A 22,148-nucleotide genomic window follows, 5' to 3' on the forward strand; every position below is an offset into this window, starting at 1 on the left:
CTACTTTCTCAGGGAAAACACTTTGTTTATTCCAAGGCTATTCGCCCACAACAGAAGTGGAAAAGAAGTATTTTTATGAATACCATTGAGTTAGAGAAATTAATATTTAATAGCCTAAGAAAGGGTGGTTATTTTCAGGAAGACACCAACATTAAGCAACTTGAAAAAGAAAATATTATTCCCCCATGGAGGTGGCAAGCAACAGCAGTGAATTCCCCAAAAAGTGCTAAATATTCTTGGGCAGCTGCCACTAGTAAATGGCAAAAAATAGCTAAGAAAACACCCACCATATTCTTTTGTCTGGATGCTAGTAGCCGACGGGAGACAACCGACAACATACTGACAATCACACTTATCCCATCACACTTATTTGGAATAGATACCACCAAGGGGGAGGATAGTCTAAAGTCTTTGGCTAGATGCCAAGGGTAGATGACAAGAAATGGCCTATAATTTTTTCCCAATACCGGCAAAGGATAGTAGCATTTCTAAATGCCAGTGGGGTAGAAGGAAACGGGGGATTGGAAGACAACTAATCATTTTTAAATACCAGTGATGGAGGGAAGACAGCCTAAAAAACACTAACTCATTCAGATGGCAGCGGTAAACAACGTGAGATGAATAAAAGACACTAATACTTTTTGTCTAGATGCCAACGGGTGACAAGGGGATAACCGAAAACACATACTAAATCATGCTTGTTGTCTAGACTAGATGTCACCGAGGGGGGATAGCCTACAATTGTTACCTGAATGCTGCGTATGACAAAATGCTGTGTATGATGGGAAGTGGCTTCAAATCCCCCCTAGATAACAAAAGGTGACAGGAAACGGTTTATAATCCTTATAATCCTAGCCTGGGTGTCGGCAACATACAACCCTCGTTTTTCTGGTTACTGGTGAAAAAAAGGTATGGTTTAAAACATACTACCCAGTCTTGTCTCGGTGTTAATGAGAGATAATAGGGGATAACTCAAAATCATTGTCTAGATGCAAGTCAGACAAGACAAAAAGTAGCCTAAATATCATTACATAGCATTCTTGTGTGGATAGCAGTGGTAGATGACGAGAAAACAGCCAACCCACTCAGCAGCGGCTATTAGAGAATAACAAATAATGTCTTAAATAAATAAGCTCCTAATAAGACCTTAAAATGGGAAACAATAGCCTAAAACCCACTTGTCATCTCCTTATTTGATTATTTGAGTTACGGAAGTATCTGGCGACTGACAGATGACAATGGGTAGAATAACAGCTGAATTTGCTATCTAGACGTCATTGGGTAATAAAACCACAAAGAGAATAGTCTGAAAAACACCCACTATATTCTTATCTGGATTTCCGCTGGGAGGCAACAGATAATAGCCTGAAACACTATAGTCGCCTTCATCTAAAACTGTAGCAGACAACCAATGCCCAATGCCCAAAAAACCTGCAGAGGTGAGGATGAGAAAAACAGTCTAACGAAAGGCTGATTTTATTGTTATTCAGCCGCTAATGGCAGACAAAAATATCCCAAAAAATACTGGTATCCCACCCGGATGCCATCCCACCCGATGCCATTAGGAGATAAAAGGGATTGTCTGAATAGGTGACTTGGAATTCTCTTCTGGATGCCAAAGGGATGCCAATATAAGGGGAAAGATGGCTTAAAACCCACCAGTCTTATCTGGAGGCTAAAAAGATAAAAGATAACAGCAAGGAAACAGCCTTTCCTCTCAAATCTCCGCATTGCCGTGGTTTGAAATCCAGTCTACCGGTAAAACACCACAAAAAGTAGCCTGGAAATAAGTAAATCCCCGGTTATTGGCTTGAATACCGGTGGAGAAATGCTAGAGGCAGATGACATGACGGAAAATCTTGTTTAGCCGCTACTGGCAGAAACACAAAAGACATCCTAAAACTAAAAAAAAAAAAATACTAATCCTATGTCTGGATGCCTGCCTTATCTGTCTAGGCATAACAAGACATAGCTGGAGAGATATTAATGCCCGACTGATAAACAGCCATAGAGAGATAACAAATGGTGACAGATGATGCAGGAAGAAAGGAAAAAAAGATGGGGGAATGACTTGAAAACAAAATATGAGATTTTTGTCTGGATTTTTATCCGGATAGGGGGATGTATGGTTTACTTTTAACGAGAATATTAGCACCATTTTATTTGACAATTTTTTTGGCGGCGGTAGCCAATGTTAAACCACTTTTCTTTCGTTTCGTTTTGCTTTTTATCCTTGCTAAATGAAAGGGGAAAAGATACTTTAAATCTTGGGGATACTAATGCCAGTATCTTATACCCCCATAATTACCCGGGGATATTTTTGTTTTAGAGTTAGTTTTACCTTGCTGCCGAAATGGTTGTATTGTATGGTATTGCTGATTAGGTTTTTCAGTAATCTTTGCTTTCTTTCAGTAATCTTTGCAGATAAATAGTACTTCTCCAAACTAGAAGAATGGTAAGGAAAATGGTATTGAAGGGTTGTCTGTTTTACGGCTGCCGGGAGAATATACATATTCACTAAGTCTTCATAAATTTCGTCCATTGGGGCGTCCGAGATTGTTTTTCTGCCCCCCTTTGGCTGGGAGTAACAGGTATTATACCAGAAGTGACAATAATTTTTGTTTTCTGTTGGTTTTCTGTCTTTAAAGTTTTAGGATTTTCTGGCAAGATTTGGGCGGGAAACTAATCCCAGTAAGGGTATTTCGCAATTTATGGAATACATCTGCCGCAAACCGTTTAAATTATTGGAGACTGGCAGGCATTGGCTGACTGGATTTGTGACTCAAAAAAAAAAACGAAACTGGCGCAATTATGCTTATAGGACCAAACTGGGAGATAATTTAAACTAAGGGACAATAAGCCACACCCCAATACGCCCTATAATAACCGGAAGAGTTTAACTGGCAGTATTATTGAAAAAAAAATTGCTACTTTTGTTTGTAGTGCCTCAAGTTTCCATCCCTCTGGTTTTTTATTTATGCCCTATTGTTATTTATACCCCATTGTCAGGCTCCAAACCTATTATTTTATCTTGGAATAACAATTATCTAGCAATATTAGAATCATTTTTCTGGTGCATCTTGTAGATTTGATAGGATTATCTGAAAGAAAATGCTCCTTGTTTGAGGGGCGGGTGTGGATATTAAAAGCGATTGTTTCTCATAAGAAACCACAAGCAATCCCATTACCACCGTCTACCGGTTTAGGAAGAATTTAGATTGGCATATTGGTCTTTTAGGCTGATGGCTAGGCTGATGGCAATCACCGCAATTATTTTTGTTCTAAACTAACCATTCCCTGTTAGAATCCTGCTTATGATTATTTTCCATCAATCAGCAAAGGGGCGGTGTACTTTAGGTTTATACCTATGGTTTGAGATTATTTATGTAAACAATTATTGCTTAAATTCACTGCATTTTAAAAGGGCAATAGGGTATAATTTAATAGGTATTACCAATATTTTTACCATTTTATTTTGCATATTTGTTAAGATATAATACGAGGGTGCGGCCATGGCGAGGCAACAATTAGCTGGTTTATGAAGTTAGAATATAGCCTAAACAATAATCCGATTTAAGAGGATATAAATGGCTATTAAAACCCTAGAAATAGCATCTATTTTGTCCCATTTTTTATACGGCATATTTATATGCTATTCGCCTTGGTTATCTTCAAGGAGAATATAAGCCAGTTAAGTTAAATCAGGCTGAGGGAACAATAAAAAGGTATTTTTTATACGCTTAATAGTTTCAGGGAAAAAAAACAAAAAAAACTGCCAGTGTTATGGAGTAAATAATCTTGAACCTCGTGGGGCGGAAATGGGAAAATCTTGAGAAAGGAGGAGGGAGAAGGAGGAAACAAGGGGAGAGGTGAAAAAAAAGTTATTTTTGGGGAGGACTTTGCTAAACTAGAGAGAGGGAGCTAAGACAACGATTTGAGGTGTCTGCTCCTAGTCTAACACGGTTCCCCTAAAGGGGACATGGGGTTGGAAAAAAGCAATAAGCATGGCAATTAGACAATATAAGAGGGACTAACAGTTATGGGCAATTTGGAAAACTTAGAGGAAAGAATCCAAGAGGAAATCAAACACGCTAGGGAAGTGTGCGAAAATCCCAACAGTACAAGTGCTGAATGTGCAGCCGCTTGGGATGCAGTAGAGGAATTGCAGGCAGAGGCGGCGCACCAGCGGGTAAAAGAGGAACATAAGACTTCGCTGGAAAAATACTGCGAGGAGAATCCCGACGCGGTAGAGTGTCGCATATATGATGACTAGAATGTAGTTTAATTGTAATAAAAAATAGCGAGGCGATGCCAATATCGGCTTTTTCGCCCTGCATACTTGAGTGGAGTTTTTCCCCCCCAGTGGGGGGTTATTGTCAGTCATGGGAGAGGCGTTAACAAAGGCACTGATTTGGACTAACTATAAGTTATTTGTAGTAGTTTGTTTGATTTTGCCGTTGGTTTTGTCTTTTTGGAGTATAAAGACACCATACCCTTCAATTCAACGGCTGCTGGGGATATATTGGCGGGTGTCAAGTCTGTTGGCCATCGCCATTTATCTGTTAATCCCGGTGTGGGAAGTGGGTTATCTAGCCTGGTTTGCGGGGCATATCTTGATAGTCATCTCCCTTTGGTTTTGGGTGGACATCAATGACGAGATTCGGGATTTGCCAAAGAGTAGGCTGCAGTTGGCAATCACCTCCTGGCGCTGGGCGGTAACCTTTTATGGGATTGCCTCGGCTATTGGCTTTATCCCCTTTCTCCGGTGTGGGTTTCTGGAAGACGCGAGGGAGGATAAAATGTGCCGACTGTGGCTGGAGGCTCCATGGCACTACAAAGCCTGGTTCCACCCCACGGCTACCACTGGCTTTCTGGGCTTTTTGGGGATGATGGGGCTAATTATCTATCTCATTTCCTTTGCCTATTTTTTGACCTTCCGTTTGATTAAACAAGGAAGGATTGCATTAGACCAGTAAATTGTTATATTACAATATCTTCCTGTGTGTTACTGATGTTTACGGAAGGCCAGGGTGACGTTGTGACCACCAAAACCAAAAGAGTTGGAGAGGGCGACGTTGACAGTCATGTGACGGGGTTTGTGGGGGACGTAGTCCAAATCGCACTCTGGATCTGGATTTTCGAGATTGATGGTGGGGGGCACCAGATCGTGGGCGATAGCCAAAACGGTGGCTACGGCCTCTACTCCCCCTGAGCCCCCCAATAGGTGTCCTGTCATGGATTTGGTGGAACTGATGGCCACGTTGTAGGCGTGTTCCCCTAAAGCGCGTTTAATGGCTCTGGTTTCAGTGACATCATTGGCGGGGGTGCTTGTGCCATGGGCGTTGATGTAGGAAACCTCTTCTGGAGTTATGCCGGCATCTTTAAGGGCAAGAGTCATGGCACGGCTGGCGCCAATTCCTTCTGGTCCTGGAGCTGTCATATGATATGCGTCACACGTCATACCATAACCCACCATTTCTGCGTAGATGCGGGCGCCCCTGGCTAGGGCATGTTCTCTTTCTTCTAAGATGAGGATGCCACAGCCCTCCCCCATAACAAAGCCGTCTCTGTCGCGATCAAAGGGGCGACAGGCGGTTTCTGGGCTGTCATTGCGGGTGGAAAGAGCCTTGGCGGCAGCGAAACCTCCCACCCCCAGGGGGGTAATAGCCGCCTCTGTGCCACCGCAAATCATCACCTGGGCATAACCCCCCTGGATGAGGCGGAAGGCATCGCCAATGGCATTAGCTCCTGCTGCACAGGCGGTGACTGAACAGGAATTTGGCCCTTTAGCCCCAGTGTGAATAGCAGTTAAGCCGGCCGCCATGTTACAAATCATGGTAGGCACTAGGAAAGGAGTAATGCGACTGGGCCCTTTTTCCAGTAGTACCTTGTGTTGTTCCTCCATGATAGCCAGCCCGCCGATACCAGTGCCAATCACCACCCCAACCTGTTCAGCATTGGCCTCTGTAATCTTCAACCCCGCGTCTTCCAGGGCCATTTTGCTACAGGCGACGGCGAAATGGGAGAAACGAGCCATCCGCTTGGCATCTTTCTTCTCCATGTAGTCTAGGGGGTCAAAATTTTTCACCTCGCCGGCAAACTGACAGGAGAAATCACTGGCATCAAAGGCGGTAATTTTGGCGATGCCGTTGCGCCCACTCACCAACCCTTCCCAGTATTCCTTTAGGTTGTTACCAATGGGGGTTATAGCCGCCAACCCTGTCACAACAACTCTTTTCTTTTCCCAATAAGTCATAGTTTTGTCATATAAAAACTAAAATCTGCCATGGCTAGCAGAAGTATAAGTTATTAATATATATTAAGGGGTGAACCGATAAACTGAATGCGGTTCGGTTCATATTCTCCCCCAACTTCACTCACCAACTAAGCCTTGGCAGTGATTTTACTTTCAATGTGTTCCACTGCCTGGCCCACTGTCTTGATTTTTTCCGCCTCCTCATCGGAAATTTCGATGTCGAATGCCTCTTCTAAGGCCATTACTAATTCCACTACGTCTAGGGAATCGGCGTCCAGGTCATTCACAAAATCGGCCTCGGGAGTTATTTTTCCCTTGTCTACATCTAATTGTTCGGCTACTATGTCTACTACCTTTTCAAATATCTCCTGATTCATATTCTTCTGTCCACACTGTCTTTGGTCTATGGTAATAGTGATTTGTCGGCCGCCAAAAGGAGGGGCAGACGATTTGACTGTTTTTCAGTTTACATTTTCTTAGACAATCATTGAACAATAATATCGCAAAATTGCACCGAAAATTTTAGGGTACAATGAGAAATTTGAGACCCGCCCGTGCTACCGCCTTGGCGGCCTGTTGGGCGTTGGGGTAGCTGCTAAAACGGCCTATTTGCCAAAAGGTTTGCCCCTGATGGTTTGTTCTAAAGGCTTCCGGGTACAGGTTTTTGAGGGTTTTCTCCTCTTGCCCACTAATTGCCCTCACCAACACCCTATATGTAGCAGTCGTCTCTGGTTTTGATGCCGGGGCTGATTTATTATTTTTTTTGTCACTTGTTGTAATCTGATAATTTCTGGCAATAGTCTCCATGTCAGGGGGTTCGGAGAAAACAAGGATTTCCTTTAGACTCCGGCGTCTTGGGGTTTCACTCGTTGGGTTAGGGCTTGTTGGGGCAGGGGGTGTCTCTAAGGGTGGTGGAATTATTTGTATGGCGATACTACTGGGACTGGAGACCCTTTGAGATGGTGGTGTAATATCCGCGGGGGTGATGTCAAAGGGGGACACACTGCCAGAGGTTTGTTCTGTAAGGGGTTGTGGCAGAATGTAGGGCTCTTTTAAGGGGGGTACGGGTGGCAAACTCTGATGACTGGATACCGGATTACCTCCCACTGCTGCTGGCTTGGGTGTGTTGTTCTCTCTGATATAATACACGTCTACCCCGGGAGGAGCATTATCTGGCTTTGGCAGTGGGGGAATGGGGGCATTTGCGCCTCTTAAAAGGTCCATCCCCGGCACCTCTGCGCTGGAATTATAGGGGTCTACATTTATTGCTATCCCCTGTGCCTGTGCATCTTTGTATGACAAAAATAGTGGAAAAAAAGAGAACCCCCACACAAGAAAAGTAAAATAGCCTTGAGATGATTTTGTTTTCATAGCACCCTGGATGAAAAAAAGACTCCCCTGGCATGTGGTAAGTACTCCTGTCAATGGGTTAAAGTCCTTGCCACATGCCAAACCAATATAAACACAATAGCACAAGAGTTGGGAGCTGAGCTTTTAATGTCTACTCCTGTACCAGGGAAGTCCAACCCAGCTCAAGGAGACGGGCATTACGACGAAGGGGGCGGGTAACTAGTTCCAATATATCCCGGGCGTTGGTAAAGCCGTGAATTTGGGCAAAGGTGAATTCCACTGACCACTTAGTGTTGATGCCCCTTGCCTCTAGGGGGTTGGCATGAGCCATTCCTGTGATGACCAAATCTGGCTTTAACTGTTTGATTCTCTGAATTTGACTGTAATTGTCCGGTTTTTCCACGATAGGCGGCACAGGCACTCCCATTTCCTCACAGGTGCGCACCAGCAACTCCAATTCTGCCTTTTGATAGCGTTTATCCATGTAGGGGATGCCAATTTCTAGTACTCTCATGCCACAGCGGGTGAGGAAACGGGCTAGAGATATTTCTAACAGGTTATCCCCCATAAAGAATACAGTTTTGCCCTTAACCAGGTCAATATAGTCCTGCACAGAGGCCCAGCTTTGGGCTTCTCTTTCCTCTAAACCTCTGGGTTGGATGCCAAATACGCCACAGATTTTTTCAATCCAAGCTCTAGTACCATCTGGGCCAATGGGGAAGGGAGCATTAATTAGTTTACACTTACGACGACGCATTAGGGTGGTAGCGGTGCGACTGAGGAAGGGATTTACCCCCACCACATAATAACCCTCATCAATCACCGGCAATTCTGTATAGCGTTTTGCTGGCAGCCAGCCATCTACTCTTATCCCTTGTTTTTTCAATTCTAGGGTAAGATTAGTGACAACCGGGTCCGGCACCGAACCGAACAACACTAGGGGAGGATGGGGGTGATACTGACTGTCGGCCTCTTCTGGTTTTTTCCCAAAGTTAAGCAGTTGTAATAGGGGATTATGCCTTTTTTCTTGTTTTATCTCTGACTCCCTGGGGCAACGATTCACCATGGCTGCTAATACAGTATCCTCCCCCTGGGTGAAGGCATAGTCTAATCCGTTAGCACGAGCTACTACAATTGGTATACCTATTTCCTGTTCCAACTTAGGGGCTATTCCCTCTAAGTCCATTTTGATAATCTCTGTAGTACATGTCCCGATCCATACGATTACACTTGGATTACGGTCCCGTTTGATTTGTTCACAGATGCGTTTTAACTCGTTATAATCGTTCAGTTGGGCGGAGATGTCTCCTTCTTCCAATTCTGCCATGGCGTAACGGGGTTCAGCGAAAATCATTACTCCCATGGCATTTTGAAGGAAATAACCACAGGTTTTTGTGCCAATTACTAGGAAGAAACTGTCTTCTATTTTTTGATACAACCAGGCCACACAACTGATGGGGCAAAAGGTGTGATAATTTCCAGTGTCGCACTGAAAATTTATGGCATCATCGATGTTTTTTTCTGATATATAAGTCATGACTTTACCTCCTTATTATGGCGAATAAGCAGTACAATTTGGTCAAGCAGCCCGTTTTGTTTCCCTTTGTCCCCGGCGCCCTTCCATTGCCTGGAGGGTGTAGAAATTTAAATCCAAAAAAGGGATAGCATCTAAGGTCCTGCCACCACCTTTTGTCACGTGGGTCAGGTAAAATTTCACCCCCCCTCTGGATACAAATCCGGATACGAAAAGGTCAAAACCCTCAAGATGAAGTTATAATCTGGTATGTTTTCGCTATACCATTCATATCCCTGTTTTCTTCTTTTTTCTAGCTCCTCAATTGGAGCGAGATTTGCTACTAGTAACAAGTTTGGAAAATTAGAGGGATTCACCTCCCCAATACGGGCTTGTGGGGGGTATTTAAGAAATTCTAAGCCTTGGCAAGTTTCCTCCGGGCAAAGGGCAGTCACAAGGCCAAGAATGAAACTTTGTTGAATCCATCCCTTTTACCCAAAACAGAATATCAGGTACTCATTTTTTTCCCAGAATTGAAGGAGTTTTTCCTTAGTTGGGGCTCGGAAATTAGTGTGAATATCCCGAAAGTGTTTTAGGTTTACCCCCCTTTGATGGTAAAAATTTATCGTAAACTGGTGGCAAGCAAAGAGGAATTAACAGATGTAATTTCAAACCATCATTAGTTCCAATTCCTCTTGTGGTTGTGGTTTGGGGGGATTGAGATAGTAGTCGGAAAGAAGGGCAAATAATTCCCTGTCAGAGGCTTCCTTGGGAATGACGCCTTCCGGTTGTGCCAAAATCTGGTCAGCAATATTTAGGTAGTACTGACAAACGTAATTCAGAGAGGGATCATTTTCTGCCATTTCAAACAAAGTCTTGCCTTTAACCCTGGAAATACGTATGTCCTCAATGAGGGGTAAGACTTCCAAAACCGGCATGGGCACATGGGAGACATACTTGTCTATCAAATCCCGTTTGGAGGTGCGATTACCAATTAAACCCAAAAGACGAAGGGGATGGGTGCGCGCCTTTTCCCTTACGGAGGCAGCAATACGATTGGCGGCAAACAGGGCATCAAAGCCGTTGTCTGTCACAATGACGCAATAATTGGCATAGTTTAAAGGTGCAGCAAATCCACCACATACCACGTCGCCCAACACGTCGAAGAGAATCACGTCATACTCGTCAAAGGCGTTTAATTCCTTCAACAACTTGACGGTTTCCCCTACTACATAGCCACCACAACCTGCCCCTGCCGGTGGCCCTCCCGCCTCCACACAGTCTACCCCCGCGTAGCCCTTGTATATCACGTCTTCCGGCCAAATGTCCTCATAGTGGAAGTTTCTTTCCTGAAGGGTGTCAATTATAGTGGGAATAAGGAAACCAGTCAAGGTGAATGTACTATCGTGTTTTGGATCGCAACCTATCTGTAATACTCTCTTCCCCCTTTTAGCTAGCGCTACTGATATATTGCAACTTGTAGTGGATTTTCCGATGCCCCCCTTGCCATAAACGGCTAGTGTCAGTGTCATAGTTTTTTCTCCCTAGTTGCATTTGTACTATTTATCAATTTGACACAATTTAACGGGGGCGCAAAGATTAAAAGAAGTAGCTATTGTTTCTCCGCTCGTTAAATGAAGCTAAAATGCGTTTATATTAGGCCTATTCGGATATAAATGCGATATTTTGCCTTTTTTTCCAGTTTTGTGTTCTAGTACATGGTAATTTGGCACAATAGCAAAAGTTTAAATAAAAAAAAAGCTAAAAAGATAAATGGTACACTTTAGAGGCTTTTGAAGGCTTTATGGTCAATTATGGAAAAAATCCAGGAAAACAAAAAGGAGAATGATTAGCCAATGTAAATTATTGCAACAATTTTGCACCGGGAGACAATAAAAAAAGCCCCGTCGGGGGCAATATATGAAGGTCTAGACTAACAGACTATAATTATATAGTACCCTATTTTTTTACTCCTTGGCCGAAAAATATAGGAGGATTCTCTAGGGTGTAAATTTGGGTTTCGGTGGCAATTTTCTTGCGGATGTAACCGGGAGTGTTTAACATCCCCAGCAAAGCAGTGCCGTCAAAGGTGCGAAATCCTCCCTTGGTTTTCTCCTGTAGTATTCTGTCTATCTCCTCGGGGTCAGGACGAGAGTCAATGGCGGTTTCGGAGGCGAGAATAAACCCCCAAGGGGAACCATAAGTACAAGTTGGGGCGAAATAGGAGTGAACATGGGTAAAGACAGTTTTGAGGGTGTTGAACAGACGGGCGTGGAGGTGTACGTCGGCGGGAGAAACTGGTCCTGCTTGAATAACTACAATACCTTTGTCGTCTCGGAGAATTCTTTTGAGGCGCTCAAAATACTCTTTGGTAAACAGTTGAAAAGAGGGTCCTTCTTCGATAGGATCAGACAAGTCGGAGATGATAATGTCCCACTCGGCACCACTGTTGTCAATTACCTCAAAGGCATCGCCAATAACCAGCTGCAGACGGGGATCATCAAAGGAGCCCTGGTGCATCTCTGGGAGGAATTGACGACAGGCTTCTACCACATCACCGTCAATATCCACCATCATTGCCTTCTTGACGCTATGCCAACGGAAGACTTCCCTTGTGGTTGCTCCCTCGCCTCCTCCCAGAATCAACACATTTTCGGGATTGGGGTGGCTAACCATAGCTGGGTGCACCAACGCCTCATGGTAAATGAATTCATCCCCCACAGAAGATTGCCATTTGCCGTCCAACACTAGGGCCTTTCCGTAAGCACCAGTTTCTACAACGTACATTTCTTGATAGGGGGTTTTCTTGTAAGCCAAGATTTTGGTCAGGCCGTGAACATACATGTCATAGGGCGTAATGTATTCAGTTAACCAGACGTCGGCCCCCAAATGTGCTCCCGCCATAGTTGTCTTCCACCTCCTCAAATTAGTGCAAACCCCCATTATAACTCAAATTTCCTATCGTTGCCACCACAACAATATTTGCTCAATGAACCACAAAAGTGGCAAAAGACAGTAAAATGGACTTTAGCAACAAAATTGTTGTTAAACTAAGGAGAAAGGTCACAACGACAATTCAATATGAGCGCTACTGTAAAAGCACTAGTAAATCAACCCTACAAGTATGGATTCGTTACCCCGATAGAGTCGGATACTATTCCCAAAGGCCTCAATGAGGATATTATCAGACTAATTTCTGCCAAGAAGAACGAGCCCGAATTCATGTTGGAATTCCGTCTGAGGGCATATCGTCAATGGCTGAAAATGGAGGAACCAAAATGGGCTCACGTGACTTATCCCCCCATTGACTACCAGAATATTGTTTACTACAGTGCCCCTAAACAGAACAAGAAAAGGCTAAACAGTCTGGATGAAGTGGATCCGGCCCTATTAGAAACCTTCGAGAAATTGGGGATACCTCTGTCGGAACAAAAAAGGCTGGCCAATGTGGCAGTGGATGCTATCTTTGACAGCGTTTCTATAGCTACCACCTTCAAGGAGAAATTGGCAGAGGTGGGGGTTATTTTCTGTTCCATGTCTGAGGCGATACAAGAACACCCGGAATTGGTGAAAAAATACCTAGGGACTGTGGTGCCCATTGCCGACAACTATTTTGCTGCCCTCAACTCGGCAGTATTTAGCGATGGCTCTTTTGTGTATATTCCTAAGGGTGTAAAATGCCCCATGGAATTGTCTACCTATTTCCGCATCAACAACGGCGAAACGGGACAGTTTGAACGCACCCTGATTATAGCTGACGAGGGCTCTTATGTTAGCTATCTGGAGGGGTGTACTGCCCCCATGTATGACAGCAACCAGTTACATGCTGCAGTGGTAGAACTAATTGCCCTAGACAACGCTGAAATTAAATACTCCACTGTGCAAAACTGGTATGCCGGCGATGAAAACGGTAAGGGTGGTATTTACAATTTTGTTACCAAACGGGGACTGTGTAAGGGGGTTAACTCTAAAATATCCTGGACCCAGGTGGAAACTGGCTCAGCTATTACCTGGAAGTATCCCAGTTGTATTCTTGCCGGTGACAACTCGGTAGGGGAATTCTACTCCATCGCCCTCACCAATAACAGACAACAGGCTGATACGGGAACCAAAATGATCCACATCGGTAAAAACACCCGTAGCACCATCATTTCCAAGGGGATTTCCGCCGGCAAGTCGAAAAATAGCTACCGGGGGTTAGTCAAAATCACTAAAAATGCCGTGGGGGCCCGTAACTACTCCCAATGCGATTCTATGTTGATTGGCGACGAGGCAGAAGCTAATACCTTCCCCTATATACAGGTGGAAAACAATACCGCCAAGGTGGAACATGAGGCTTCTACCTCTAAAATCGGGGAAGATCAACTCTTCTACTTCGCCCAAAGGGGCATTTCTGAAGAGGATGCGGTTTCCATGTTGGTGAGTGGTTTCTGTAAGGATGTGTTGAACAAACTGCCCATGGAATTCGCCGCTGAGGCCGATAAACTCCTCGGTTTGAAGCTGGAAGGCACTGTCGGCTAAACAGTAAAACAGGCCCTCACCCAGAGGGGGGCCCCTGTGAATAAACCTGTAAATAAATAGGGTTAATTTGCTAGCGGATTTTGGCCAATAATGGCCCGGTGGGGACTATTTGTTTATCACCCCTAGTTGACGGAGGGATAATCCTAAGGCCAAGCCCACCATTTCGGTGACCTAAACAATGGGCGGGTTATATTTATTCATTATTATATTTCTTTTCTGTCCGCTTTTCTTAATTCTAGGTAACTGTCACAAGGGGGACAGGCTAAAACAATACAGTCTGCCCCTTTTGCCTTGGCCTCATTCAAAATTCGTTTGGTCAACTGTAACGCCAGAATCCTCTTGGAAAATCGAAATAGCTCCGCCATAACATTTGGTTTTGCCGCGGAAGTCTACCACTTCCGGGAAAGTCCCAACCAGTGATGTCCACTGGGCGGGTTAACAGACAGCCATAATAACAGGCTACCTTTATACCTTTGAGGGGTTTTCTGATTCTACCAGTCAGGAGCTCCCACAAGTCATTGGCTAGGACGTCCACTACGTTTCTGACAGGGATGTTGTAGGCGGAGACGTATAGCCCCTTTTAGGGCCTTCAGAGCACGGGCAGACTTATTGTAACACCCAAAACAGCGGGCTAGCTGGGCAAGGGTTACGGGGAGACACCAGCGGCTAGCCCCCACAACAGGATCAATCTTGTAATTTTTTTAGCTCAACTCCTATTTGGGGACGACACGGGTAGGGATGTCAAATTCCTTTACGCTGGCGTGAAGGCCACAGCCAGGACAGTAGGCTTATCTAGTTACGGTTGTGGACGTGATTTTGCTTTTTCCGATTTTGCTTTTTCTATGGCTTGACTGAACTGTTGGGGATTTTTGACGGTTTCTGGAAAGGGGGGAATTTCGCCCCTGAGGGCCAGTTTTATCCCCAGGGGTACTTGTTGGAAAACCCTCTCCCAGCCGGCATACCTGTGAATTAGCCACGGCTCAAAGAGAATGCCCCTTGCACCACCTCCACAAACACCTTAGCAAGCCAGTGGCGTCGTTTTCAATCCCCTGTTTGATGGCAATGGCTTTCACCGCTTCAATCACATCTGAAGGACGAACTTTCCTAGGGAATTTTGTAAAACAAATGTATTGAAAACATAGCCAAAGGGTGTTGCTCTTGATAACCCCCTCCCATTCTCCCCGTTGCACCACCAACACCAGACTATGGGGGGTTTAAATTTTAATGGCAAAATAATACAATTTTATTACATTTACCGCACTCACTACCTGTTCCATGAACTGGGAATTCATCCTGTTGTTGTCCAGAAGGCGATCGGGTCTCAGTCCGAAGACAAATTTTCTCTTACTCCTAGTGGTTACCACAATAGACACCTCATACTAAAGTGGGGACTTTAGTCTCCACCCCCTTGGCCTTTTGCATCAGAAAACTCAGCCCTTCTGGTATTTTTAACTCGTCGTAGAGAATACCTATTTTGTCTAACAGGGGCTCAGTGGGTACTACTCTGGCATTAAACCCGCAATCTTTGAGGAGATAATAACCCAGCAACAGGCCAGTAGGCTGGGCATAGTCCATCAATACCTCCTTCATGGTGGCCTGTTCGGAATCCTGGAAGGCCGTACAACCGGGACAGTTGGTTAGGATGAAATCACAGTCGGGGTGGGTTTCTTTCCAACTAGATAGTTTCTTGTAAACACTGCTGGCAGTATGGCCGCGGTTTTCCAGAAGGGCACAAGTTGCGGGGGCTTATGCCACAACAGTGACCAGATTTTGGGACAGGGGAAGGATATAATCGTAAAAAGGGAGAAAAATTAAGCTATAAGCAATGACAAAGGTTTATAAGGTAACCATTCACAATCGCCAAACCAATCAAATCCAAACAGTAGAAGTGCCGGAGGATCAGTACATTTTGCAGACAGCGGAGAAACAGAACGTGTTCCCGCCTTTTTCTTGTAGAAATGGAGCCTGTACCACCTGTGCGGTGAGAATTTTGGAAGGGGAGGTATATCAGCCAGAGGCCATGGGATTGTCTGTGGAATTACAGAAAAAGGGTTATGCCCTGTTGTGTGTCTCTTATCCCCGTTCAGACTTGGTAGTGGAAACCCAAGATGAGGACGAGGTTTACGAACTACAGTTCGGGCGTTATTTCGCCAGAGGCAGGGTGCGTTTTGGTTTACCCCTCGACGACGACTGACCACTAAAGAAGTGTCAGGAGGCGTCTCTAACAGTTTTTTGTAGCTAGTTTTTGTAGCTGAAACAATTGTGAAAAGGGTCATTCTTTCTATCATACTGGCCAGTCAACTACCACTGATAAGTTGTCAGTCAAAGCCCATACTCCCCAATAGTCAAGTGGCAGGGGTGAAGAGAGTTGTCAGTGGCCAGTCTTTGGACGTTGTGGTAGGTGGAAGTCTGTATCGTCTGCGTTTGGAGGGGATAAAAATCCCCCCCTCCCTCCCCCCCTCCCAGAAAAAAGAGGCACAGCAATTTCTATTCCTACTGCTGACGGACAATTCTCGCCATACCTTGGACTCTGTAAGGGTAACAGTGGAGGCAGATTTCAATCACAAAGAAAAATTTGGGCGCGGCTATGTTTGGTATAATGGGCAAATGCTAAATGAGAAGATGCTAGAGGAAGGCTGGGCTGTTGTCTCCCTGGATTATACTCTTGGCCAGTATGACCAACTACTATTAAACGCCCAAAACTACGCCCGTGTAATGGAAAAGGGCATCTGGGATACCGGGTTTAGTAGTCAAAGGTAAGTAAAACAGGGGAGGGTGGAGTGTTATTTCTTTTTGGCAAGGGAGAGGTTGCGAAACTTGAGGGCCTGTTTTTCAATCTTGTCTGCTAGGTGATTACACACCAGATGAGACAAGTCGAAGATAAGAGAATCCTCGATGTAGTAGTAGGCGGAAGTGCCCTCGGGACGACGGTTGATGATGCCAGCCTGTAGCATGATTTTCAGGTGCTTGGACACATTAGCCTGACTGGTTTTGGTGGCTTCTACCAACTCCTGAACACATTTTTCCCCCTCCCCCAAAAGATTGAGAATCTGCAACCGCATGGGATTGCTGAGAATGTTAAAATACTCCGCTACTTGTTCCAAGACTTCCGGAGGTACGGGTTTAGCTTTGGGCATGGAATTTAATGGCAATGTGGGCAACGGACAAATACAAAAGGGGAATAATCCAATTTTAGCTCCATTATCTCCCAAGTTGGTTGTTTTTTGCAAGTGAACCGTCCACCCCGCCCTGGGGCCTTTTCCAGGGGCCTAACCCTGAGGGTTTGAGCCTTCTAGTTATTGCTACTGGTTATCATCTTAGCATCTGATTATAAGCCCAATTGTAAACCCATTAGTTGTAAACCCGGTTAGTTGTAAACGCGGTTACAAACTGACCCAGCTAGTCCCGGGGCGTTTATCGAGCTAATGTCATCTAGGATTATTAGATTTTAACGGACAAAGGAGGGCATCACCTCTGCAGGGGTGAATAAACCATAAATGCCCCTTTGATGCAACTTGATACCAGTTTTGAGATAACCAAAGGCGGGGCCACACACGTTAGCGGCCATACTGGTTTCATCCCCTAGAATAAAGGTATGGGTGGAGATTTTGCCCTCAAAGGTGCGTCCGGTGATTTTAACATTGGTGCTGATGGGCTTTTTGGGGTTGCGGGTGTCAACGATACCCCCCACAGTTACCTGAGAGCGATGACAAACTCCTGCCAACTCTAGGATGATATCATCGGCATGCTCCATGTTTTCTAGGGTAAGGATGCCATTAGTTTTGTCCAACAAGGCCGCCACCTCTTCATCTGTCATTGCCCTTGCTTTTTCCACATCAAAACCGGGTAGATGGGCTATGTCTTCTCGGATGGTGGCGCGATAGGCTTCCCAGTTAGCAATGCCCACACCGAAGGTAATTTTAATGTTATGAATTTCTGTAAAACTCTGGGCTGCCAGGGCCGCTGCCGCTGTCAACAAGCCTGGGGTGGCACCACATCCTGTGAGATAGGTAATACGAGCTCTTTGTAAGTCTTCCTGTAGGCCCAAAAGTTGCTCAACGGCGCTGGTGCGTTTGAGTGCGTCCACCAGTACTCCCTGCCAACCAGACTGAATAAACTGACGGGCAGTGTCAGCCATGAAGGTATTGGGGAGATTGGGGAGGGCGAGAAAATAACCATCCACCCCGGCGTTGGCAATCAAGTCGGTGATACTCTGACTACTGGCAACACCCCAGTTAGGTAAATGACTAACACTTCCCTGGTTGTGGTAGGTGGCAATCAAGTCATCGGCATCTAAACCTTCTGGATTGTAGGCATAGCCCTTTTTGTCTGCCACTGCCACCAGACGCATTTCTGATTTGAGTTGGAGAATTCTGGCACAGGCTTGCCCCAAACCACCAAATCCTAAAACACCTACTCTTATCGGTTTTTCCATATATATTCGTAAGTAGCAGTGCTAAAAAGGCCCAGTGGGGGAGTCCCTTGTGGTAATGTATAAATTTATAGAACAATGTGGGGTACAGTCAAGGAAGAAGGGGGGTTAAATCCCTCCCGAAATGGTTTACAAAAGTTTAAAGGAGCAAATCGGGCTCCTCCTCTTCTCCCAATTCCAAGTCTTCAAAGTCTTCCTCGTCTAGGTCAAATCCCTCACTTTCTAGCAATTCGCTAATCTCCTCGTCTTCTAAGAGGAGCTCTTCTGGCTCAAAGTCTCTGTCTTCATCCTTTTCCCGGTAGATAATACGATTGTTGGCTTTCAACCAATCCAAAATGGAACCTTCTTGCTTTGGAGGTATTATAGCAGCAGGCTCATGGAGTCTCTCTCGACGGAGGGCCGGGTTATCCATAGCTGTACCAGTAATAGGGGCAGTTAACGATTATAGCATGTGCTAGAATAAAACAACATGATGAGTCACAAAAGAGAGCTTTTGGAGGCCATTGCCGGTAAGAATCGGGGGATAGAGGCAACGGAAAAGGACAAGGTCAGAATTCTGACTGCCGTGGAACAGTTGGAAGACCATAATCCCACCATCGCTCCTCTTTCCCACCCTGAGTTACTCAAAGGCATGTGGCGTCTACTTTACACCACTAACAAGGGGATTTTGAGACTAAACGAGTTGCCCTTAGCCAGGCTGGGGGGGGTGTTCCAGTATATTGATACTGAGAACAAGATGTTATACAACCTGGCGGAGATTGTAGGACCACCCTTTCTGGACGGATTTGTGGCGGCGGGGGCAAGGGCAGAGGCGGTTTCCGAGAAGAGATTCAATGTTTATTTTCAACGAGGGATTGTCGGTTGGAAATCAGTGGTGGGATACTCTTCCCCCCAGGGGCTAATTGAGAGAATCCAAAAGGGGTGTTTGTTCCCGGTAGCCCTCGACTTGAATTGGGGTGAAGGTTGGTGGCCCTTTTGGCAAGAGAATAAAAGTGGTGGCTGGCTGGAGGTCACCTATTTGGATGAAAACTTGAGGATTAGTAGAGGCAATCAAGGCAATGTTTTCATCCTGGAAAAGGTGGGCAGTTAAGGGATGCGGAGGGCACTATTCTTTGTCCTCATCCGTCCTGGGGCTATCATAGAAGTGAAACCAGTATATTCCAGACGGGTGGTGTAACTATGAGCTGTAGTATGAGTATTAAGAGGAAATACCATACCCTGTTGCTGATGTTGGTTTCTTTAGGTTGGCCTGTGGTGGGGGGTATAATTCCCCTCAGGACTGAGGCAGTGGCCCAGAGCACTCCCAAATCGGGCACTGCTCCCAGACAGGCGTTGACACTGCGGGCTGACATTCAAGAAGCCAACTCGGAAACAGGAGTCATCACTGCCAGGGGCAATGTCTATATAAGTTACCCCGCCCGCAACATTCAGGCCACTTCTGCCCAAGCACAATACTTCAGTAAAGAAAGACGTTTGGTGCTAACGGGTAACGTCTACGTAATCCAGAATGGCAATACCATTAGGGCAGAAACCATGACTTATCTCATAGACGAGGGGCGTTTTATTGCCACCCCCAAGAAACAACAACAAGTAGAATCAGTTTATCTGATAGAGGATAATACCTCCAAATAGCCCATAAGGTCTTCCTTGTCCATGGAATTGAAGCTGCAAAATATACACAAGTATTATCAGAGAAGGTGCGTTGTCAACCGAGTGAGTCTGAGGATATCCCAGGGGGAAATAGTAGGGTTGTTGGGGCCAAACGGTGCTGGCAAAACTACTACCTTTTATATTACCACCGGCCTCATCAAACCGGACGAGGGACATGTGTATCTGGATGACAAAGATATTACTAAATTGCCTTTGCACCAGAGGGCAAGACTAGGGATAGGCTATTTAACCCAACAACCCAGTATCTTCCGAAATCTCACGGTAAGGGAGAACATTTTGTTAGTGTTGGAACAAACCAATCCCCCGGGGAGATGGCGGCAAATGCGTTTGGAGCAGTTGTTGGCAGAGTTTCGCCTGGAGAAAGTGGCTGACACCTTGGGGTTTCAGGTTTCCGGGGGAGAAAGACGTCGAACGGAATTGGCTAGGGCCCTGGCGGTGGGGAAGAATGGGCCTAAATTCCTGCTTCTGGATGAGCCCTTTGCCGGCGTTGATCCCATTGCCGTATCTGAGATTCAAGAAATTATCGCCCGTCTTAGAAACAGAGGCATGGGCATTCTTATTACAGATCACAACGTGAGGGAAACCCTAGCTATTACCGGACGCTCTTATATCATGAGAGAAGGGCAAATCCTCGCCGCTGGCACCGCCGAAGAACTTTACAACAATCCCCTAGTCAGACAATATTACCTAGGAGATAATTTCCAATTGTAACTGATGCTGATGGACAGAACAAAAGGCAGCCGAGGGAGGGGGTTAGTGAGAGATGGGTTTACTGCCAACAGAAAAGGGTCATATTTGGGTTTTTCTTTGGTCTCCATAATGGATCGGTATATTACCACCGAACTGTTGTTACCTTTTTTGTTTGGTGTTGGCTTATTTACCTCCCTAGGGTTGTCTATTGGAACCCTATTTGAATTAATCAGAAGGGTAACGGAATCGGGACTCCCTTTGACGGTGGCAGGGAAGATTCTTTTATTGCGGCTACCGGGATTCATTGCCCTGGCCTTTCCCATGTCCGTGTTGTTGGCCACTCTTATGGCCTACAGTCGTCTCTCCAGTGATAGTGAAATTATTGCCCTTCGCAGTATCGGGGTTAGCGTTTATCGTCTGGTGGTGCCTGCTGTGGTTCTAAGTCTTGTAGTAACAGGAATTACATTTGTTATAAACGATTTAGTCACCCCCTCCGCCAACCGAGAGGCCACTCTCACTCTTCAAAGGGCTCTAAACCGGGTCAAACCCACTTTCCGGGAACGAAACATACTATACCCTGAGTATAAGACAGTACAAGCCCCCGATGGTAGTCGTCACTCGGTGTTGGAAAGACTATTCTATGCCCAGGAGTTCAATGGCAGGGAGATGAAAAACCTCACCATTTTGGATCTTTCGCGGGAGGGGTTAAATCAAATTGTGACTGCCAGAAGTGCCACTTGGAATATCAAGGACAATGTTTGGGATTTTTTCCATGGTACTGTTTATCTTATCTCCCCTGATGGAGCCTATCGGAATATAATTCGTTTTGAACACCAACAGCTAGCCTTGTCCCGTGCACCTCTTGATTTAGCTCAACGCCCCCCCGGTTATGATGAAATGAGTATCCGTCAAGCACGGGAATATCTTAAAATTCTGAAACTGGAAGGCAACGAGAGGGAAATCAGGAAACTTTTGGTAAAAATCCACAATAAAATCGCTCTTCCCTTTGTCTGTGTCGTTTTTGCTTTAATTGGCGCCGCTTTAGGGGTGCGCCCGCAACACACTAGTAGGGCTACTAGTTTTGGCGTCTGTGTCCTTTTGATTTTTGGCTACTATCTCTTTTCCTTTATTAGTGAATCCATGGGCATCTGGGGGATTCTTACTCCTCTCATGGCGGCTTGGTTACCCAACATTTTTGGTTTTATTGCTGGTATTTTGTTACTCACTCGCTCTGCTAATTAGTTATTTCTTGTCCTTTCTCGTCTTGGTTTATTTATTGTTTCACACTGTTATTTTTTTTTACATATCTTAATATTTCGCCTATAAAATTCACAGAAATATACATGTTTAAGATAAGTGAAATAAACTGGCAAGGAACATGAAAAATGGGCTAGTGTAAGAATAAGAAAAAAAAAGAATTAAAGGGAAATAAAGAGAAGAAGATTATTTGTTCTCTAGACAGGGTTGTTTCTAACAATAGGAGAAAAGGAGTGAAAATTTATGGGGAATAGTTCGCGTCAACAGGCAGGGACAACCGGGTTCAGGAATGTGGCAATTGTAGGGCCTTATGCCAGTGGAAAAACGACGTTACTGGAGAGCATTTTATATGTTACAAAAGCTATAACTAGAAAGGGGACTGTGGAGGAGGGAAACACCGTAGGAGACAGCAGTCCAGAGGCGAAAAGCCATCTAATGAGTGTAGAGGTATCCTGTGC

Annotated in this window: 24 protein-coding genes and 2 pseudogenes; 11 read left to right on the forward strand and 15 right to left on the reverse strand. The window is 45.2% G+C overall.

The window, feature by feature from the left end; genetic code table 11:
- Positions 1 to 75 precede the first annotated feature (75 nt).
- Positions 76 to 432 (forward strand): hypothetical protein, encoded by a 357-nt coding sequence (locus IGQ44_09740; GenBank protein HIK38256.1) that lies wholly within the window; start codon positions 76 to 78, stop codon positions 430 to 432.
- 835 nt (positions 433 to 1,267) lie between these two features.
- Here the strand turns inward: IGQ44_09740 and IGQ44_09745 are convergent.
- From IGQ44_09745 to IGQ44_09755, 3 genes are all read right to left on the reverse strand, one after another.
- Positions 1,268 to 1,426 carry a hypothetical protein gene (locus tag IGQ44_09745; protein HIK38257.1) on the reverse strand — a complete coding sequence of 53 codons (159 nt, stop codon included), beginning with the start codon at positions 1,424 to 1,426 and terminating at the stop codon, positions 1,268 to 1,270.
- 56 nt (positions 1,427 to 1,482) lie between these two features.
- Complete coding sequence (locus IGQ44_09750; protein ID HIK38258.1) at positions 1,483 to 1,731, reverse strand: hypothetical protein; 249 nt, start codon at positions 1,729 to 1,731, stop codon at positions 1,483 to 1,485.
- Positions 1,732 to 2,290: 559 nt separating this feature from the next.
- The gene (locus IGQ44_09755) at positions 2,291 to 2,542 is read right to left on the reverse strand and encodes a hypothetical protein (protein HIK38259.1); all 252 of its coding nucleotides are present in this window, start codon (positions 2,540 to 2,542) and stop codon (positions 2,291 to 2,293) included.
- A 1,506-nt stretch (positions 2,543 to 4,048) separates the two neighbouring features.
- On the opposite strand from IGQ44_09755, the gene IGQ44_09760 reads away from it, so the two are divergent.
- Positions 4,049 to 4,273 (forward strand): Calvin cycle protein CP12, encoded by a 225-nt coding sequence (locus tag IGQ44_09760; GenBank protein HIK38260.1) that lies wholly within the window; start codon positions 4,049 to 4,051, stop codon positions 4,271 to 4,273.
- 109 nt (positions 4,274 to 4,382) lie between these two features.
- Positions 4,383 to 4,976 (forward strand): DUF3177 family protein, encoded by a 594-nt coding sequence (locus IGQ44_09765; GenBank protein ID HIK38261.1) that lies wholly within the window; start codon positions 4,383 to 4,385, stop codon positions 4,974 to 4,976.
- Between the two features lie 29 nt (positions 4,977 to 5,005).
- On the opposite strand, the gene fabF is transcribed toward IGQ44_09765, so the two are convergent.
- The 6 genes from fabF to IGQ44_09795 all read right to left on the reverse strand — a co-directional run bounded on the left by fabF (position 5,006) and on the right by IGQ44_09795 (position 12,023).
- On the reverse strand, positions 5,006 to 6,256 hold the full coding sequence (gene fabF, locus IGQ44_09770) for a beta-ketoacyl-ACP synthase II (GenBank protein ID HIK38262.1): 1,251 nt from the start codon (positions 6,254 to 6,256) through the stop codon (positions 5,006 to 5,008).
- Positions 6,257 to 6,384: 128 nt separating this feature from the next.
- Positions 6,385 to 6,633, reverse strand: a complete 249-nt coding sequence (gene acpP / locus IGQ44_09775; GenBank protein HIK38263.1) for an acyl carrier protein — start codon at positions 6,631 to 6,633, stop codon at positions 6,385 to 6,387.
- Between the two features lie 145 nt (positions 6,634 to 6,778).
- Complete coding sequence (locus IGQ44_09780; protein HIK38264.1) at positions 6,779 to 7,480, reverse strand: hypothetical protein; 702 nt, start codon at positions 7,478 to 7,480, stop codon at positions 6,779 to 6,781.
- Between the two features lie 277 nt (positions 7,481 to 7,757).
- On the reverse strand, positions 7,758 to 9,143 hold the full coding sequence (locus IGQ44_09785) for a ferredoxin:protochlorophyllide reductase (ATP-dependent) subunit N (protein HIK38265.1): 1,386 nt from the start codon (positions 9,141 to 9,143) through the stop codon (positions 7,758 to 7,760).
- A gap of 644 nt (positions 9,144 to 9,787) precedes the next feature.
- Positions 9,788 to 10,651 carry a ferredoxin:protochlorophyllide reductase (ATP-dependent) iron-sulfur ATP-binding protein gene (locus IGQ44_09790; GenBank protein ID HIK38266.1) on the reverse strand — a complete coding sequence of 288 codons (864 nt, stop codon included), beginning with the start codon at positions 10,649 to 10,651 and terminating at the stop codon, positions 9,788 to 9,790.
- Positions 10,652 to 11,078: 427 nt separating this feature from the next.
- On the reverse strand, positions 11,079 to 12,023 hold the full coding sequence (locus IGQ44_09795; GenBank protein ID HIK38267.1) for a spermidine synthase: 945 nt from the start codon (positions 12,021 to 12,023) through the stop codon (positions 11,079 to 11,081).
- Between the two features lie 177 nt (positions 12,024 to 12,200).
- On the opposite strand from IGQ44_09795, the gene sufB reads away from it, so the two are divergent.
- Positions 12,201 to 13,640: a Fe-S cluster assembly protein SufB gene (gene sufB, locus IGQ44_09800; protein ID HIK38268.1), complete on the forward strand. Its 1,440-nt coding sequence runs from the start codon at positions 12,201 to 12,203 to the stop codon at positions 13,638 to 13,640.
- 70 nt (positions 13,641 to 13,710) lie between these two features.
- Here sufB and IGQ44_09805 read toward each other — a convergent pair.
- From IGQ44_09805 to IGQ44_09815, 3 genes and pseudogenes are all read right to left on the reverse strand, one after another.
- Positions 13,711 to 14,380, reverse strand: a pseudogene (locus IGQ44_09805) (disulfide reductase).
- Between the two features lie 56 nt (positions 14,381 to 14,436).
- Positions 14,437 to 15,007, reverse strand: a pseudogene (locus IGQ44_09810) (heterodisulfide reductase).
- A 7-nt stretch (positions 15,008 to 15,014) separates the two neighbouring features.
- Positions 15,015 to 15,230, reverse strand: a complete 216-nt coding sequence (locus IGQ44_09815; protein HIK38269.1) for a hypothetical protein — start codon at positions 15,228 to 15,230, stop codon at positions 15,015 to 15,017.
- Between the two features lie 235 nt (positions 15,231 to 15,465).
- Here IGQ44_09815 and IGQ44_09820 point away from each other — a divergent pair, with 235 nt between their 5' ends.
- Together IGQ44_09820 and IGQ44_09825 are read left to right on the forward strand one after the other, a co-directional pair.
- A complete protein-coding gene (locus IGQ44_09820) occupies positions 15,466 to 15,834 on the forward strand; it encodes a 2Fe-2S iron-sulfur cluster binding domain-containing protein (GenBank protein ID HIK38270.1) in 369 nt (122 codons plus the stop codon).
- Between the two features lie 68 nt (positions 15,835 to 15,902).
- On the forward strand, positions 15,903 to 16,400 hold the full coding sequence (locus tag IGQ44_09825; protein ID HIK38271.1) for a thermonuclease family protein: 498 nt from the start codon (positions 15,903 to 15,905) through the stop codon (positions 16,398 to 16,400).
- A 23-nt stretch (positions 16,401 to 16,423) separates the two neighbouring features.
- Here the strand turns inward: IGQ44_09825 and IGQ44_09830 are convergent, their stop codons facing one another.
- From IGQ44_09830 to IGQ44_09840, 3 genes are all read right to left on the reverse strand, one after another.
- Positions 16,424 to 16,777 (reverse strand): winged helix-turn-helix transcriptional regulator, encoded by a 354-nt coding sequence (locus tag IGQ44_09830; protein HIK38272.1) that lies wholly within the window; start codon positions 16,775 to 16,777, stop codon positions 16,424 to 16,426.
- A 311-nt stretch (positions 16,778 to 17,088) separates the two neighbouring features.
- A complete protein-coding gene (locus IGQ44_09835; protein HIK38273.1) occupies positions 17,089 to 18,075 on the reverse strand; it encodes a saccharopine dehydrogenase-like oxidoreductase in 987 nt (328 codons plus the stop codon).
- A gap of 136 nt (positions 18,076 to 18,211) precedes the next feature.
- Complete coding sequence (locus tag IGQ44_09840) at positions 18,212 to 18,484, reverse strand: DUF3134 family protein (GenBank protein ID HIK38274.1); 273 nt, start codon at positions 18,482 to 18,484, stop codon at positions 18,212 to 18,214.
- A gap of 60 nt (positions 18,485 to 18,544) precedes the next feature.
- Here IGQ44_09840 and IGQ44_09845 point away from each other — a divergent pair, with 60 nt between their 5' ends.
- The 5 genes from IGQ44_09845 to IGQ44_09865 form a co-directional block, all read left to right on the forward strand.
- Positions 18,545 to 19,162 carry a PAP/fibrillin family protein gene (locus IGQ44_09845; protein HIK38275.1) on the forward strand — a complete coding sequence of 206 codons (618 nt, stop codon included), beginning with the start codon at positions 18,545 to 18,547 and terminating at the stop codon, positions 19,160 to 19,162.
- Between the two features lie 137 nt (positions 19,163 to 19,299).
- Positions 19,300 to 19,704, forward strand: coding sequence for an LPS export ABC transporter periplasmic protein LptC (gene lptC / locus IGQ44_09850; protein ID HIK38276.1), 405 nt, complete (start codon positions 19,300 to 19,302; stop codon positions 19,702 to 19,704).
- 21 nt (positions 19,705 to 19,725) lie between these two features.
- Complete coding sequence (gene lptB / locus IGQ44_09855; protein ID HIK38277.1) at positions 19,726 to 20,454, forward strand: LPS export ABC transporter ATP-binding protein; 729 nt, start codon at positions 19,726 to 19,728, stop codon at positions 20,452 to 20,454.
- 9 nt (positions 20,455 to 20,463) lie between these two features.
- The gene (locus IGQ44_09860) at positions 20,464 to 21,675 is read left to right on the forward strand and encodes an LptF/LptG family permease (GenBank protein ID HIK38278.1); all 1,212 of its coding nucleotides are present in this window, start codon (positions 20,464 to 20,466) and stop codon (positions 21,673 to 21,675) included.
- A gap of 258 nt (positions 21,676 to 21,933) precedes the next feature.
- Positions 21,934 to 22,148 (forward strand): elongation factor G (locus IGQ44_09865; protein ID HIK38279.1); only part of this gene is annotated, 215 nt, incomplete at its 3' end.

The sequence above is a fragment of the Geminocystis sp. M7585_C2015_104 genome (genome assembly GCA_015295805.1).
Classification (GTDB): Bacteria; Cyanobacteriota; Cyanobacteriia; order Cyanobacteriales; family Cyanobacteriaceae; genus DVEF01.